Source organism: Polyangium mundeleinium (genome assembly GCF_028369105.1).
GTDB lineage: Bacteria > Myxococcota_A > Polyangia > Polyangiales > Polyangiaceae > Polyangium > Polyangium mundeleinium.
In genome coordinates, this window is record NZ_JAQNDO010000001.1 from 8,624,788 (window position 1) to 8,639,359 (window position 14,572).

At 66.9% G+C, this 14,572-nt stretch carries 14 protein-coding genes; 6 read left to right on the forward strand and 8 right to left on the reverse strand.

Going from position 1 to position 14,572, the window contains the following annotated elements; translation table 11 throughout:
• Window positions 1-530: 530 nt before the first annotated feature.
• Window positions 531-791, reverse strand: coding sequence for a hypothetical protein (locus tag POL67_RS34100; RefSeq protein WP_271924794.1), 261 nt, complete (start codon window positions 789-791; stop codon window positions 531-533).
• Window positions 792-1,071: 280 nt separating this feature from the next.
• Window positions 1,072-1,806: a hypothetical protein gene (locus POL67_RS34105; RefSeq protein WP_271924795.1), complete on the reverse strand. Its 735-nt coding sequence runs from the start codon at window positions 1,804-1,806 to the stop codon at window positions 1,072-1,074.
• A gap of 459 nt (window positions 1,807-2,265) precedes the next feature.
• On the opposite strand from POL67_RS34105, the gene POL67_RS34110 reads away from it, so the two are divergent.
• Together POL67_RS34110 and POL67_RS34115 are read left to right on the forward strand one after the other, a co-directional pair.
• The gene (locus POL67_RS34110; RefSeq protein WP_271924796.1) at window positions 2,266-2,982 is read left to right on the forward strand and encodes a hypothetical protein; all 717 of its coding nucleotides are present in this window, start codon (window positions 2,266-2,268) and stop codon (window positions 2,980-2,982) included.
• Window positions 2,983-3,079: 97 nt separating this feature from the next.
• Window positions 3,080-3,694: a hypothetical protein gene (locus POL67_RS34115; RefSeq protein WP_271924797.1), complete on the forward strand. Its 615-nt coding sequence runs from the start codon at window positions 3,080-3,082 to the stop codon at window positions 3,692-3,694.
• 49 nt (window positions 3,695-3,743) lie between these two features.
• On the opposite strand, the gene POL67_RS34120 is transcribed toward POL67_RS34115, so the two are convergent.
• The 5 genes from POL67_RS34120 to POL67_RS34140 form a co-directional block, all read right to left on the reverse strand.
• Window positions 3,744-5,156 carry an FHA and sigma-54 interaction domain-containing protein gene (locus POL67_RS34120; RefSeq protein WP_271924798.1) on the reverse strand — a complete coding sequence of 471 codons (1,413 nt, stop codon included), beginning with the start codon at window positions 5,154-5,156 and terminating at the stop codon, window positions 3,744-3,746.
• 105 nt (window positions 5,157-5,261) lie between these two features.
• A complete protein-coding gene (locus POL67_RS34125; RefSeq protein WP_271924799.1) occupies window positions 5,262-9,908 on the reverse strand; it encodes an nSTAND1 domain-containing NTPase in 4,647 nt (1,548 codons plus the stop codon).
• 142 nt (window positions 9,909-10,050) lie between these two features.
• On the reverse strand, window positions 10,051-10,359 hold the full coding sequence (locus POL67_RS34130) for a hypothetical protein (protein ID WP_271924800.1): 309 nt from the start codon (window positions 10,357-10,359) through the stop codon (window positions 10,051-10,053).
• Window positions 10,331-10,588: a hypothetical protein gene (locus POL67_RS34135; protein WP_271924801.1), complete on the reverse strand. Its 258-nt coding sequence runs from the start codon at window positions 10,586-10,588 to the stop codon at window positions 10,331-10,333. Before POL67_RS34135 ends, POL67_RS34130 begins: the two co-directional genes overlap by 29 nt.
• A gap of 254 nt (window positions 10,589-10,842) precedes the next feature.
• Window positions 10,843-11,025 (reverse strand): hypothetical protein, encoded by a 183-nt coding sequence (locus tag POL67_RS34140; RefSeq protein WP_271924802.1) that lies wholly within the window; start codon window positions 11,023-11,025, stop codon window positions 10,843-10,845.
• Window positions 11,026-12,012: 987 nt separating this feature from the next.
• On the opposite strand from POL67_RS34140, the gene POL67_RS34145 reads away from it, so the two are divergent.
• Together POL67_RS34145 and POL67_RS34150 are read left to right on the forward strand one after the other, a co-directional pair.
• On the forward strand, window positions 12,013-13,005 hold the full coding sequence (locus POL67_RS34145; RefSeq protein WP_271924803.1) for a hypothetical protein: 993 nt from the start codon (window positions 12,013-12,015) through the stop codon (window positions 13,003-13,005).
• A gap of 264 nt (window positions 13,006-13,269) precedes the next feature.
• A complete protein-coding gene (locus POL67_RS34150) occupies window positions 13,270-13,431 on the forward strand; it encodes a hypothetical protein (protein ID WP_271924804.1) in 162 nt (53 codons plus the stop codon).
• Between the two features lie 11 nt (window positions 13,432-13,442).
• Here the strand turns inward: POL67_RS34150 and POL67_RS34155 are convergent, their stop codons facing one another.
• On the reverse strand, window positions 13,443-13,721 hold the full coding sequence (locus tag POL67_RS34155) for an aldo/keto reductase (protein WP_276076925.1): 279 nt from the start codon (window positions 13,719-13,721) through the stop codon (window positions 13,443-13,445).
• Window positions 13,722-13,808: 87 nt separating this feature from the next.
• On the opposite strand from POL67_RS34155, the gene POL67_RS34160 reads away from it, so the two are divergent.
• A complete protein-coding gene (locus POL67_RS34160) occupies window positions 13,809-14,285 on the forward strand; it encodes an AraC family transcriptional regulator ligand-binding domain-containing protein (RefSeq protein ID WP_271924805.1) in 477 nt (158 codons plus the stop codon).
• On the forward strand, window positions 14,278-14,571 hold the full coding sequence (locus tag POL67_RS34165; RefSeq protein ID WP_271924806.1) for a helix-turn-helix domain-containing protein: 294 nt from the start codon (window positions 14,278-14,280) through the stop codon (window positions 14,569-14,571). The genes POL67_RS34160 and POL67_RS34165 overlap by 8 nt, the downstream gene beginning before the upstream one ends.
• The last annotated feature ends 1 nt before the right edge of the window (window position 14,572 follow it).

Here is a 14,572-nt window from a genome sequence, read left to right on the forward strand (position 1 = left end):
CGTCTCGCCTCGCCCTCCTCGACGAATCTATCGGAGGGTCCGGTGTCTTTCCTTTGGGGGCGGTTCGTGTCTCATGTAGAGCAATGGGCGTGCCACCTGATTTCCTTGTCCCCTCTCGATAGGGTGGACTGCGCCGCGCCATCGCGTACGGCCCGGCCTCTGGCTCCGAGGCTCTGGTCATCGCTTCGCCGCGATGCGGGGACGGCCAAAACCGATGTAACGGTCCCCGTAACCGATACTGTAACGAAGGCGCGTTCCCACGTCGGGATGCCGGGGCACCCGCCGACTCACACGAGCGGGTCGTATTCGGACCGAGAGGAATGCTCTCTCCATTGCAAGGACATGCAATGGGTGATGCGTGGGACAAGTCATCCTCCTTTCCGTCGCACAGCGTGGCTACAAATGGCAGGAGCGCCCGCCACACGCGTGTGGCAGGCGCTCCCAGATTCCCCGCGAGGGTGCGCGCTAGAACGACGTCACGGCGACGCCGAGGAAGACGGGCTCGGCGGCAGTGGACAGGTTGGCCACCTTCAGATCCCTTCCCCCCGAAACGGGCACGGTGCGCGAGTCGCCCGACTCACCGGCGGCGGCGAGGTCACCATGGGTGATGATATCTCCACCCCGGCCGACCACGTCGCGAGTTGCATCGATGGGAACGCCGCCATCTTCCCCAGCCCCCACGCGGCACGCACATCCACGTCGAGCCGCACGCAGTCCCATCGCCGCTCGCGCTCCAGCGCCGGCCCTTCAGCGAGCTGGCCCAGCGCACGCGCGCGATCGACGTCGTGCATGAACTCCTCGAAGGAGCGGTACCCCCGCGGCGTCGAGCCGTCCGCGCGGGCAGCAGCAGCAGGCACGAGGAGCAGGAGCGCGGTCAGCGTGGCGCGGGGGAAGGGGTCGGCATGGGGAGCGCACGCATCATGGGACAAACTCGTCCCCGATCCAATCTCGCGCGCAGGCGAACTTGCGGAGCGTGGGGCACGAGAGCGTCCTTCGACTTCGCTCACGCTCCGCAGTCTGCGTACAGAACGAAGCGGCAGGACCCTGGCATCGCCGCCCGGGGCCGTGCATCTACTCGAGGATCTGGGCCACGCGGACGCCCCTGATCTGGACCGAATAGTCGGCGACGTCTTTGATCGTGAGAAAGAGCACGGTCTTCTTGTCCTTGTTGACAGTGATTTTGTAGCTGATGGGAAGGGCCAGCATGACCCCACCGGTCTTGTCGTTCTGGACCGCGAACAGGATGTTGTACACGTACGTGCAGTTATTCGAGGTCGACGACTGATAGAAGATCCATGCGCCCCCTTCTTGCGTGGCCAGGTTGGTGAACGTGTTCGTGACGGCAGCTGTGAGGGCCGTTTTCAGGGGTGCCGATAGTGCGAGCTGGAATGCTTCCAGCAAGATCGCGAGCACCTTGTCCACGGTCGCTTCCACCTTGTTCTCGTGCTCCACAACCGTCGTGTTCACCGTACCCACGACCGTCATCGTCTGATTTTGCTGGACGAGCTCGAGCGCCTTGCCCAGGTCCATCTCGAGGGTTTGCTTGTCGATGGCGGGCTCGAACGTCTTGCTCAGGCGAATTGCCTGTGCCAGGTGCTGCACCTCCACCTCCGTGATATCTTTGTAGGGGATGTCGTCGCTGCGCGTCGCCGCCACGGCGACCTGCGCCCTCCGCGCGGGTTGCGCCGACGTCAGCGGGATGGCGACGAGGACATGGTCGTCATCCAGCCGATGGATCTGCGAAGGCGCGAGCGAGCGCGTGGCAGCGATCAGCCGTTCCAGCTTCGCGTTGGCTTCGGCGTCCATTCCAGCGGATAGATTCGTAATCATGACGGATCTCCTTTTTTCGAGAACCGACGGATTGAACTCCGTCGAGTGGAATGACTCTTCGGCCCCGCAAGGGGTGCATCGAAAGTCATGTGTCCATGGTGCTCAGCAACGTGCATGCCAGGTGTTTCGCGGGCGCCTCCCCATATCCGAGGTTGGGGAAGACTCCGCCCGACCAGCAACGAACCTCGTCGGAGCGATGGGTGTCGATGCGATGGCGTCCAGAGCGCCGACGCCGCGCGCGGCGGCAAGGCCATCGTGTCATCGTAACAGTTACTGTAACGGTTACTGTAACGCGACAGGGTGATACGACCTGCACCCGAGAGCCGACGTCGGGTGGACGTGCGCAGATAGAAATGGCGCGTCCTTTCCAGACAAGACCCCGTCGAGTACGGCACGCGAACGTCGCTGCGAGCGGAGACATACGCGGCATGCTTCTTGAAGATCCTGATGGACCTTGCCGAGGTCGCAGGAAGCAGCTCGCCGTTTGCCCCACGGCGCAGCGCCGAGTACGTACGTGGGCATGCCACAGGAGAGACGAAAATGTCGACTGTCAAGCACGATCAGGTCATGGCCATTCCCCCGCCAATGCAAAAGGAGACCGAGCGCCATCGGTTCAAGCTCATCACGGACGGGGACATCGCGCCGCAGGATGTCTCTCAGATCAACGAGAGCATCAGCTCCGCCATCGGTGCGGACCTCAAGCTCGACACGGACCGCCTACTGGACATCATTCAGAAAGATCCCAACACGACAATAAAGGGAACCTTCAACCATAAAGCAACCGGCTTCAAGGGCTCGGTCAAGGAAGTGGTGGACCAGGTCGCTGCTGCGATGAAGGTTGCGTTTTCCGGATCGACGCCGTCGCTCGTCGAGAAGCTCGACGCGGCTCTTGTGAAAGTCTTCACGAGCCTCGCCGAGCAAGAGGGGGCGGCCTATCTTTTCTTCAGCCCTCATGGCTCCAGCACCACGTACCGGTACATGCTGCTCGGCCTGGCCAAGTCAGCGCAGAGCCCCCTCCGGATCGGGGCCTTGCTGGCTTTCGAGATCACGATCGACAAGAAGAAAGAGGACGTGCTCGAGCTGATGCTTTCGGACAAGGCGACGTTCGACGTCCAGGTCCTCGGGCCCATCTGGGCTACGCTCTTGGTATAGCAGGAGAGTCGCCCCGGCATATCCTGCCGGTGGCGATGTCCCATTGGCTGGCAGCGTAGCCGGCAACCATCGGCGGGCAGTACAGAGGTGACGTGACATGACCAAGGAACAGGTTCGTTTGTTCGATCCAAGTGCGGCCCACCCTCCCCCCAGCGATGGCCCGCTCCCTTTCGTCGATATCGTGTCCGTGGACTCGCAGCACGTGGCTGCCGCGGTGTGGTTGAGTCGGTGCTTCGTGCCCGCCATCCGTGAGAACCTCGAGCTCGACTACGACAAGGCACATGAAATCATTCGCCAAAACAAACGGTTGGAGTACGTCTCTGGGGACGACATAACGGTGGCGAAGCCCAACGCACAAGTCCGTGCGCTCGTCGATTATCATGTCTCCGGACTGCCGCTCGCGCTCTTGACGGAAGGTCACCTCCGCGATCAGGTCGTGGCGGCGGTAACTTCGACGTTCACGAACCTGGCGTCCCAGCAAACCTCCTCGTGGCTATTCTTTCAAACGGAAACGGCACATAGTACGACGTACTTGTACAACATCTTCTTCGCCGTCCAGAACACGCAGACCGGAGGCGCCATGATGGGGCTGCTCCTGAGCTGGATCATCACCGTCGACGTCAGAAAGGAGCTGCTGCTGGGAATCACGCTCAACGATACCCGGAGCTATGCGGTGAGATTGAGGGACCTGCGTGTCAGGATGAAGTTGTAACCCTCGAGAGCGTCCGGACGGTCACTTACACCGCGCGTAGCCGATGCGCTCAGCCCCGAAAGTCGTCAGGATTGAGCCCGAAGCGCTGCATCCAGCGGTGGATCTGCATCCGCGCCTTGCCCATGTCGCGTGCCACGTGGCTCACCTTGCCCTGGTGCTTCTCGAGCAGCGCCATCAGATGCGAGCGCAGCGCCTCTGGCTCGATGGATGCGATGGGCTCCGGTGTGGGCGCTGGAGCGCGCGGCGGCGGTCGCGAGGTGTCCGGCAGGTGCGAGGGCTCGATGACGCCGCCGTCGGCCAGCGCCACGGCCACCGACAGGAGCTGCGCGAGCTCCCGGATGTTGAGGGGCCAGTCGTGGCCCAAGAGCCGCCGGCCGCCGGCGGTGGTGAGACGGACGCCGTCGCCCGCGGGGAACTCCGGGCGCCGCAAGAGAGCGCCGATCAGCACGCCGAGGTCCTCGCGCCGCTCGCGGAGCGGCAAGAGCGTATGGCGATAGCCCGACAGGCGCGCCAAAAGGTCCCCGCGGAACTCGCCGCGAATGACCATTTCTGCCAGCGGCTTGTGCGTGGCGGCGACGACGCGCAGGTCGACCTTCACCGGGTGCGTGCGCCCGACCGGCACGACCTCGCGCTCCTGGAGCACCCGCAGCAGGGCCGCCTGCGCCAGCAGCGGCAGGTCGCCGACCTCGTCGAGGAAGAGGGTGCCGCCATCGGCGGCGCGCACGTAGCCGGGTTCGTCGCGCGCGGCGCCGGTGAAGGAGCCCTTGACATGCCCGAAGAACTGGCTCTCCAGGAGCGAGGTCGGCAGGCCGCCGCAATTGACGGCGACGAAGGGCCCGGGGCGGCCCGAGAGGGTGTGCACGGCGTGCGCCAGCACCTCCTTGCCGCTGCCCGTCTCGCCGAGGAGCAGCACGGGGACCGGCATGCGGGCGATACGCTCCAGGGCGGCGAGCTGCGCCGCGAGCCCCGGCAGGAGCGTGGCGAGGCCAGGGGCCGGAGGTGCGGTCATGGCCGTGTCGAGATCGGGGGCGGCGCCAGGGGAGGTGGGAAGGGCGGCGCGGTAGCACAGGAGCACACCACCGATCTCGATGATGTCGCCGTCGTTCAGCACGGCGCGGGTGATACGCTGGCCATTGACGAAGCTGCCGTTCTTCGACTGCTTGTCCTCGAGTACCCAGCCCTCGCCTTTGCGGGCGAGGCCGGCGTGGGACGACGAGATGGTGTTGCCCGGGAGGCGGAGCACGAGCCGCTCCAGGGATCCGTCACGTTCGCGCGTGGCCGTCCGCGCCGCTCCGCGGCCGATGGAGACGACGTCGACGTCGGCGAGCCCGTAGCGAGCGCTGCCGGAAAGGGGGCTGTCGCAGTGCAACACGACGAACAGGTACGGCTGTGCAGGCGTACCGCGCTGCCCGTCGCCCAGGGTGCTGTTGTCGGTGGTCGAGGCCGCAGTATCGGTCGCCATGCGCGGATATTGTAAACCCAACCTGCGACGCGAGGGGTACTACCGAGGCATGCGGTGCAACAGGAAACCACCCACCACCGTTTGCAGGGCTCGTACGATCCTCGTCTATTGCCAGCGGTCGCCGGTCGCGCGGGCCTGTTCCACGCGCGAGAGGCAGCGCTCCCGATCGGCTCGGGCCATCTCGTTGGGCACGTCCATAAGCTGCATCCTGCGCTCGATGGGCATGCAGTAGGCGGTCGCGGCCCACAGATCCGGAGCGTCGATGCGATCGACCGGCCGGAGCTCGCTCCAGCTCCAGACGGAGCCGTCGAGGGACCCAGCGGTGATCCCCTTGCCATCCGGGGTCCAGACCGCCGCCTTGACCGCTACCTCGGGGCCATAAAGGACCACAGGCTCGCCCGTGCCGTCCGCGTTCCAGATCCGGACCGCCTTGTCATTCGACGCTGTCACGATGCGCCGGCCGTCGGCGCTATAGGCCACCCAGTTGACCATGGCGCCATGGTCGAGGACTGCGATGGGCTCCTTGGCCCCATCGGATTTCCACAGCCGAACGGTCGAATCGTCGGACGCGCTCGCGATCTGCCGGCCGTCGGGGCTGAAGGTGACGAATTTGACGACATCCTGGTGCCCGCGGAGGACGATGGGCTCACCCGTGCCGTCCACGTCCCAGACCCGAAGGCTCGCATCGAAGCCGCCGCTGACGATACGCCGGCTATCCGGGCTGACGGCCGCGCAAATGACAGGCATGTCGTTCCCGTGCAGCACCCGCGGCTCGCCCGTCCCGTCGGATCGATGGATTTGCACCATCGTATCGAACGACGTGGTGACGATGGACCGGCCATCGGGGCTGTAGACGGCCGTGGACACCTCGTCCTGGTGCGTGCGCAGGACGACCGGCTCTCCCGTGCCGTCGGCGCTCCAGATCCGCACGGTCCTGTCCTTCGACGCAGTGACGATGCGCAGGCCGTCGGGGCTATAGAATGCACTATTGACCCAGCCGTCGTGTCCGCGCAGGACCGCGCGCTCCTCGCCGCTCGAAGCGCTCCAGATCCGCGCTGTCTTGTCATTCGACGCGGTGACGATGCTCCGGCCGTCGGGACTATAGGCCACGGAAGCGACGGCCTCCTCGTGCCGGCGCAGCGTCAGAGGCGGTCGGATGTCGTCGAGGTCCCAACGCCGCACGGTCTTGTCCAGCGACGAGGTCACGACGTGCTTGCCATCCGGGCTGTATTCGGCGTGGGTGACGGTGTCCTGGTGGCCGCGGAGGATGAGCGGCTCCCCCGCGGCGCCCAGGTTCCAGATCCGTGCTGTCTTGTCGAAGGACGCGGAGACGATGCGCTTGCCGTCAGGGCTCCACTGCGCCGACCAGACCCAGTCCGTATGACCGCGAAGGAGGGTCGGCTCGCCCGTGCCGTCCGCGTTCCAAAGCCGCACGAGCTTGTCTTTGCATGCGGTCGCGATGCGCCGGCCATCCGGGCTGAAGGCCGCCCCGAACACGGCGTTGCCATCGTGAGAAAGGACGACGGGCTCGCCCGTGCCGTCCGCGTTCCACACGAGCGTGGTGCCATCCTCCGTCGCCGCGACGACCCGCTGGCCATCGGGGCTGAAGTCCACCGACCAGAGGAGGCTCTTGCTCCCACGAAGGACGACGGGCTCGCCCGTGCCATCGGCGTTCCACACGCGCGCCGTCTTGTCGTACGAGCCAGTCACGATGCGCTTCCCATCTCGACGAAAGGCCGCGCTGATGACCACCTCCGTATGACCACGCAGGACGATCGGCTGGCCCGTGCCGTCGACATTCCATACGTGCACCGTAGGCGTCGCTGCCGCGATCAGGAGGCGCTTCCCGTCCGGGCTGAAGGTTCCGCACGTACCCACGACGTCGAGAGGAAAGACGCGGGGCTCGCCCTTGCCGTCGGCGCGCCACACCCGGACCGTCTTGTCGTTGGAGGCGGCCGCGATGAGCGTGCCATCCGGGCTGAAGGTCGCGTGGTTGAACCCGCCCGTCCCGTTGAGCACCACGGCGGCGACGCCGGTGTCGAGCGCCCAGCGCGCGAGATCGGATGACCCGCGGGGGGCGCGAGGGGGCTCGATCTCACGCACCAACGCGAGCACGGTCGTGGGATCGAACTGCACCTGCCGCGCGGTGGCCATGCGGTTCGCATTGCGCGCCTGCACCGCCTCGGCCTGCGCGCGCTCCGCCTCCCTCACCGCGACGAGCGCCAGGTAGGACACGATCGACGCGACCGCGACGAGCGTGATGAGGACGCCCATGGTCGTCTGTCTTCGCCGCCGCTCCGCGCGCTCGAGGAGCGCCACCACGGCCAGCAGATAGCGCTCCTCGCGCAGGCCGAGGCCGAGAGGCGCAGCTTCTCCCCGCTCAGCACGGCGGTGCGAAAGCCATGCCTGGGCCTCGCGGGCCGCGCGATCGCGCCATAGCAGGCCATCGGCCTGCCCCCGGGCCTCCCACTGCTGCGCCGCGGCGCGCAGCTCGGAGCGGAACTGCGCATCCTGCGCGCTCTCTTCGATCCATTGACGGAGCTTCGGCCACCTCTCGATCAGGGCCTCGTGGCAAAGCTCCACGGTGGTCCCCGCGCGCTCGCCGTCAGCCTCCACGAGCAGCAGGCGTGCGCTGGCCAGGTGCTGGATCACGTGCTCGATGGCGCTGCGTTCGCCCGCGTCGCCCTCGGCGAGCTCGGAGAGGCTCATCACCGCGCGCGTGCGCTCGAGCGTGACCAGGCGCAGGAACACCGCACGGGCGAGGCGCTGCTCGTGCGGGGGGAGCGTGGCGAGGACCGCATCGGCGTGGGCCGACAGCGCCCCGGCGATACCGCCGAGCCCGTCGTAGCTCTCCCGCGTCAGGAGCCGGCGCTCGCGATCCCTTGCATCCCATAACTTCCCGGCCATGAATTGCAGGAGCGGCAGGGGGCTACGCGTGCGCTCGAACGAGGCGAGCATGGACGTGATCATGTCCTCGTCCTCGAAGCGATGGCCTGCCGCCTCGACCGGCCGGACCAGCGCCTCACGCAGGCCGTCGCGCCCGATCGGCGGCAAGAACACGAGCCCCCGGCTCACCTCGGTGGAGAAGCGGCGGTCCTCGGCCGTGCGATCCAGAAAATCGGAGCGGATGGCCAGCACGAGGCGGAGCGGCGAGGACGCGTCATCGGCGACGCCTTCGAGGCAAGCGACGAACGCGGCGCGCTCCTCGGGGGGCGCGCCCAGCGTGTACAGCTCCTCGAACTGATCGACGAAGAGCAGGATCCAGTGCCGCGTCCCCGAGTGCCGGCAGCGCGCTCGCAGCCGCGCGCCAAGCAGGCCGGGCTCGAGGCGCAGGGCGGCGACGAGCTCGTTCGGGTTTTCGTCGGACATCTGGGCGAGCAAATGGGCGAGCGCCTCCAGCGGCCTCGGGCCGGGACGCACGACGAAAGCCTCCCGGCGGTCGCCGAGGCGCTTCACCGCGGGTATCAAGCCTGCCCGTACGAACGACGATTTCCCGGCGCCCGAGGTACCGGCCACGACCACCATCTGCTGGCTGCGCAGCCGTCGGCGTACCACGGTGATGTCGCGGTCCCGCCCGAAGAAGCGCGGCGCGTCCGACTCCTGGAAAGCGGCGAGCCCGGTGAACGGACTCTCGTCCCCGATGAGCGCGAGCGCCTCGCGGTTGCCGGCGATCCCCTCGAGCTCGGCCAAGAGCTGCTCGGCCGAGCCCATGCGATCCGTCCTGCGCTTCTTCAGGCAGCGTTCGATGATGTCGCCGAGCGCGCGCGCCGCCGGGCGTTCGGCGTCGACGCGGGGCATCGGGGTGTCGAGGTCCATGACGCGCCGGAGCCACCCTGGCGCGAACGGAGCGAGCGGGTGCGCGCCGGTCAGGAGCTCGCACAGCATGATGCCTACCGCCCATAGGTCGCTGCGGGGATCGATGTCCTCGGCCCGGAGCTGCTCGGGCGACATGTACGGCAGGGTGCCGGAGAGCGCTCCATCGCCATGCGACCCGCGCCCCTCGGCGAATCCCGCGAGCATGGAGATCTCCTCGGCCCCGTGCTGCTTGGCGATGCCGAAGTCGAGCACCTTGATGGGCCCCGCATCGGCCAGAACGATGTTCTCAGGCTTGAGATCACGGTGCACGATGCCGAGCCGGTGTGCGCAAATCAGGGCGCGAACGACCGGGATCAGGAGTTCGGCCGCGACGAGTGGCGACGTCCGCGTGCGCGCTACCTCGAGGGGGCTCTCGGGTGCGCTCAGGAGCTTCTGCTGCTGCTCAATGTGGTCGCGCAGCGTGCGACCCTCGATGTACTCGAGCACCATGTACGGGTAGCCGAAGGCCTCATCGACCTCGTGGATGACCACGATGTTCTCGTGCCTGCAGCGGGCCGTCGCCTGCGCCTCGGCGAGGAGGCGCTGGGCGCGGTGCCCGCTGTAAGCGAGAAGGAGCTTGATGGCCACCAGGCGCCCGAGCTTGGTGTCGCGGGCCAGGAACACGGTCCCCATGCCGCCCTGGCCGAGCTTTCGTAGGAGCTCATAATGTTTGATCGTGGAGCCGACCTGGGGCGGCGCGCGATCCGGAGGCGAGGAGGAGGACCGGAGACCCGAAGACGGAGCTCGGGGCTCGACCGTGGTCGTGCCGCTCGTGCTCGGTCGCCTTTCGGCCGTCGTGGTCGCCCGCGCATCGACGTCGGCGGTCAGGGTGAGCCCGTCCCCGCGTGCGGCGCTCTCGAGCTGCTCGGGCGCCGGGTGGCGCTCATCGTTTTGCATCGTCGTTTTGCATCGTCGAGCGGAGCCCCCAAACGGCGCCATTGTCCACGCGCTGCCGGAATCCTTCAACGCGCTCGTCGGGGGAACGGAACGATGCCCGAGCTTCCGGCGCGACAACCCACCCACCGTGAGGAGTGCGTGCTCATTGCACCGTCGGGCACAGCGCGAGCCAGTGCCGGCCGCTCGTATCGTCGAACGTCTCGGGCGTGGGGTCGAGCTCGATCTGCGCCTGGATGCGCGGGAAGTTGGTCGCCCGCGCGCCCGCTTGGTTCATGGGAAAGCCAAGCGAGACCCGGTGCGACGCGTCGTGCGCCGGCAGATCGCCCGGGGCGCGGAGGAGGAGTTTTTGGCCCGGGTCATCAAAGGTCCACGTGCGGCCTTGGAACCAGGCCTGGCCGAGCATGCCGTCGCAGCTCTCGCGTTCACAAGCTTTCTTGTCCTTCGAGGCCACGCCGAGGTGCCCCCCCCAGCACGGTCACCGGGGGAATCGAAGCCTCAGGCTTGAAGGGCGGGAGCCGTACGCCCTCGGCCAGCCCCTCGTCGCCCGCGATCTGCTCTGTCGGAAGGCCGAGCCGCTCGACGGCACTGCGTGTGAGGAAGAGTCTGCCGCCGGTATCGGTGTAGAGGAGCAGCCGGGCGCCGCGGGTGGTGATGGGCTCCACGAAGAACCGGTCGGCCACGAAGCGCGTGGGGAGCGGTAACGGTCTGCCGGGCAAGGGGAGCGAAGCGGGAGAAGGGGGGCGCTGGGCGGGGGAGGAGCGGGGGCGGCCGGGGCGCAGGCGGGAGCGCAGGAGAGGAACAGCAACAAAGCAAGGCGAAGATGCACACGAGAGAGATAGCGTTCTTCCGCTGCGGGGCGAAGGAGGCGGGAGCGGGAGCGGCAAGCGGGATGTTCGGATCTCGCCAGAGGCTCGCGTAAAAACCTCCCATGCCATCATCGGTGTGCCATCCGGCCATGAAGGACCATGCGTGCGCCTTTCATCGGGGACACCACAGTCTTCCCCTCGTCGAACTCGAATTCGCCTGAAGGCGTCTCCTTCGCAGCGTCCCCCACCAGCGAACGAATCGAGTCGAGGATGTCCGACGGCGCTTTGGTATCGACGTCGAGGCTCAGCACGAGGCGGGAAAGGGGTCTTGTCGCGCGAGCTTGCAGCAAGAGCCGCCCCATGGCACGCACGGCATCGCGGAGCCCCCCCCGGCGTCCGGTACATGTAAACCGCTCGGAATCTGTGCTGCGGCTGAACCCCCAGAGGGTCAAGCAACGGGCCGAAAGCCCGTCGATCTCGCTCCCCCACCCGTGACCGTCGCACGTGTCCCGGAGAGGGTCGCAAGCCACCCGGGAGATCGTCGCACGTGTCCCGGAAAGGGCCGCAAGCCCCTGGGCCGACAGTCGCGCGTGTCCTGGAAAGGGCCGCAAGCCCCCGGGCCGACAGTCGCGCGTGTCCTGGAGAGGGTGGCAAGATACCCGGCAGACCGTTGCGACCCTCTTGGAGGAGGGTCGCAGGACGCCCGCCAGACGGTTGTGAGGGGCCTGGAAGAGTGTCGTAGGGTACCGGCAGACCGTTGCGACCCTCTTGGAGGAGGGTCGCAGGACGCCCGCCAGACGGTTGCGAGGGGCCTGGAGGAGTTTCGTAGGATACTGGCAGACCGTTGCGCGTGTCTTGGAGAGGGTCGCAGGATGCCCGCCAGGGGGTTGCAAGCGTCCTTTCGAGGGTCGCAGGACGCCCGGCAGATGGTTGCAGGATGCCCGCCTGGCGGTCGTACCTAGAACCCCAGGCTGCCCTGACCCTGGCTCGTCTTCTTGCGACCCTTCTCGTGGCGGGCTCTTTCCCGTCCGCGTCCGTGCTGTCCGTCTTCGCCGCCGCACGCCGACGTTTGGGCTCGGGTGTGCGCGATGGTGCCGCCGCCGCGGTTTCGGAGGGTGCGATTTCACGGCGTGGCTTCTGCGGCATGTAGTGCCATCGACGTGACGGGGTGTCCGAAGTGCGCGGGCACGATGGATGGTCCTGGACGAACCGTAGGTTTGCCCGCGAACGCCCCAGGGTTCGTCCGCGGAAAAGGTTCGTCTTGACCGACCGATGATCCTGGGGGTAGGCTCGTTCTCATGAAGTACCGAAACCTCGCAAGCACGGTCCTCCTCGCGGTCTCCCTCTCCTCCTCGGCGGCTTTCGCAGTTCCTACAGCGGACACCTCGCCTACCGAACTTCCCAAGATCCCGTATGCATCCCTCACGTCGGGCAGGGCCCTGCGTGTGTGGTTCGATGATGCCTTGGGCCTGCTCCGCGAAGCCCAGGCTCTCGAAAAGGAAGGCAAGCTCGCGGAGGCTCTCGAAAAGTACAGGGATGCCCTGCGAATCGAGCCGTACACCAACACCTACGCCGAGGTGGGACTCGCGGAGGCGAGAGCCGGCAACCTGCTCGCCTGCGCGAGGAATCTTCAAACCGCCATCCAACCATGGACGCCTCACTATCCCATGGTGCGGCCGATCGAGCTGCTTCGTGAGGTATATACTTATTGCAAGAAGGATCTCGGGAATATTGCCATCAAGATCAATGTGCCGGATGTGCGCGTGACGATCGACGGGGAGGACATCCGGGAGTGGCCCTACTTTGCGGAGATCCACGTGGAGCCAGGCAAGCATACCATCAAGGCGAAGAAGGACTCGTACTGGGTCAATCAGACCGAAGTCGAGGTCGGTCCGGGGGAACGAAAGCCACTGTCGATCGCGATGCAACCCAAATATGAGACCCATTTTATCGGCTTTAGCCGCCCCGTGAACTTCACCGTCAATGCGAGCCTGTCGACGGCGGGGGCGAAGGACGATCAACCCACGTGGCCTCGGAACCTCATGATCGCCAGCTCCGTTGGGCTCGCGGTGGGGCTCGGGGGTCTCGTTACGGGGCTCGTCATGCGAGACGACACGTCAAGCGCGTGGACCGGAGTCGCAGTGGGGGGTGGTATCCTTGGAGCCCTGTCCATAGGTGGCCTCGGAATCGGCATCGCCAGTCGTCCGAGTCCCCCGCCTCCGAACGTCATCATCACCCCGCAGATCGCCAAGGATGGGGGCGGCGTCCAGCTCGCCGGCACCTTGGAGTAGCGGTCCCTCGGTGAATCTCGGGAGCGAGTGCGCCCTCCCATGGGGCGGGCTCAGCGCTCCGCACCCATAACGACGACGTCGTTCGGCTCGTAATGAATGGTCCCCGGCGTGGAATCGAATGCCGCGGCCATGGCAGCCCGAGCGACGGTGAGCGTATTGCGCCGCCTTTGAGCCGGCCGCCTGGAGGGTGGTGCCGAGCGCGCTGAACAGCACATCTCCCGTCACGAGCGATTGGAAGCTCTCCGGGGCATCGAAGTTGATGACGTGCTCGACGAGCTTTTCGTGCGTCACGCCGGCGCTGCGGCGAACCAGGATGTGGACCTTGCCGAAGCGGTCGTCGGCGAGGAGGAGATGGAGGAGCGCGCGGCCCACGAGGCCCGTCGCGCCGAGGAGAGATGCCGTTCGTTCGGGGCTGGTCCGCCATGAATCACCTCGCTTCAAACGCCCAGAACTTTGTGCGGACGGTAGGGTTCTTCGAGGCGGAAGATCGCCTTGCGCGACAGCCCGAGGCTGTTGGGATCGTTCGGACGCATCGGGCCGAATACCTTGGTGGCGATCACCACTTCCTCGAGGCGCGCGAAATCGCGAATCGCGCGGCCGAGGATCTCCTCGCTTTCGCCCAACGAGTAGGCGTTGGCGGTATCGAAGAAATTGATGCCCAGCTCGAGCGCGCGCTGGTAGAAAGGGCGGCCCCCGATGCGACAACGTGCGGACAGTTCACGACAGGAAGCGCCCGGGGCGCGTGCGCGGCCGGCCGCGCTCGGACCTCATGGCCCGCGTACCGCAGGATGCAGCGTGGGTTGATGGAGACGATCTGCGCGCAGATCCAGGAGGAGAACCTCGGCCTCCGCCTCGCCCTCGAGGCCGACCCGAGCTGGATGTCCCTCCCCGGGGTCCTCGGCATGAGCCTCACGGGCGTCCGCGAGGCCATCGAGGTCGGTTGCCTGTACGGTCGAAAGCTCCGGGGCGGGGCAGCGCAGAAAAACTTTCACGTGGGCGAGGACGGGCTGCTCCGCATGATTCACGTCCCCGCTCCCCACGAGCCGCAATGGCCACGCCATTTCATCGAAGCGGGCACCGCCGCGATCGTCGTGCTCCTGCGCCGCCTCACGGACGCCCCGATCGAGGCCCTGCGGGTGAGCTTCCCGCACCGAGCCCCCGAGGATATCAGCGCGCACGTATCGCTCTTCGGGACGACCGACATTCGCTTCGAGGCGCCGTCCACCGAGCTCGTGCTGCCGGCGTCCGTGCTCGAGCTCCGTCCGGCAAAGCTTGCGTGACGCGCTCGAGCGGGGCGCGGAGGCGTCGCTCGGCCGCGTGGCGCAAAGCCTCGGGATGACGAGCCGCACCTTGCAGCGACGCCTCGCCGGGGCCGGCGTCCAGTTCTCGGACCTGCTCGAGCAGGTCCGATGCGACAAGGCCCTCGAGCTCGTGCAGCGCTCGCGCGCCGATTACGAGGAGATCGCCGAGCGCGTCGGTTTCTCGGACGCGCGCTCGCTGCGCCGCGCCTTGAAGCGCCGCACCGGCCGGCCCCCCCTCGGAGCTGCGGCGCTCGTGAGTAAGTAGA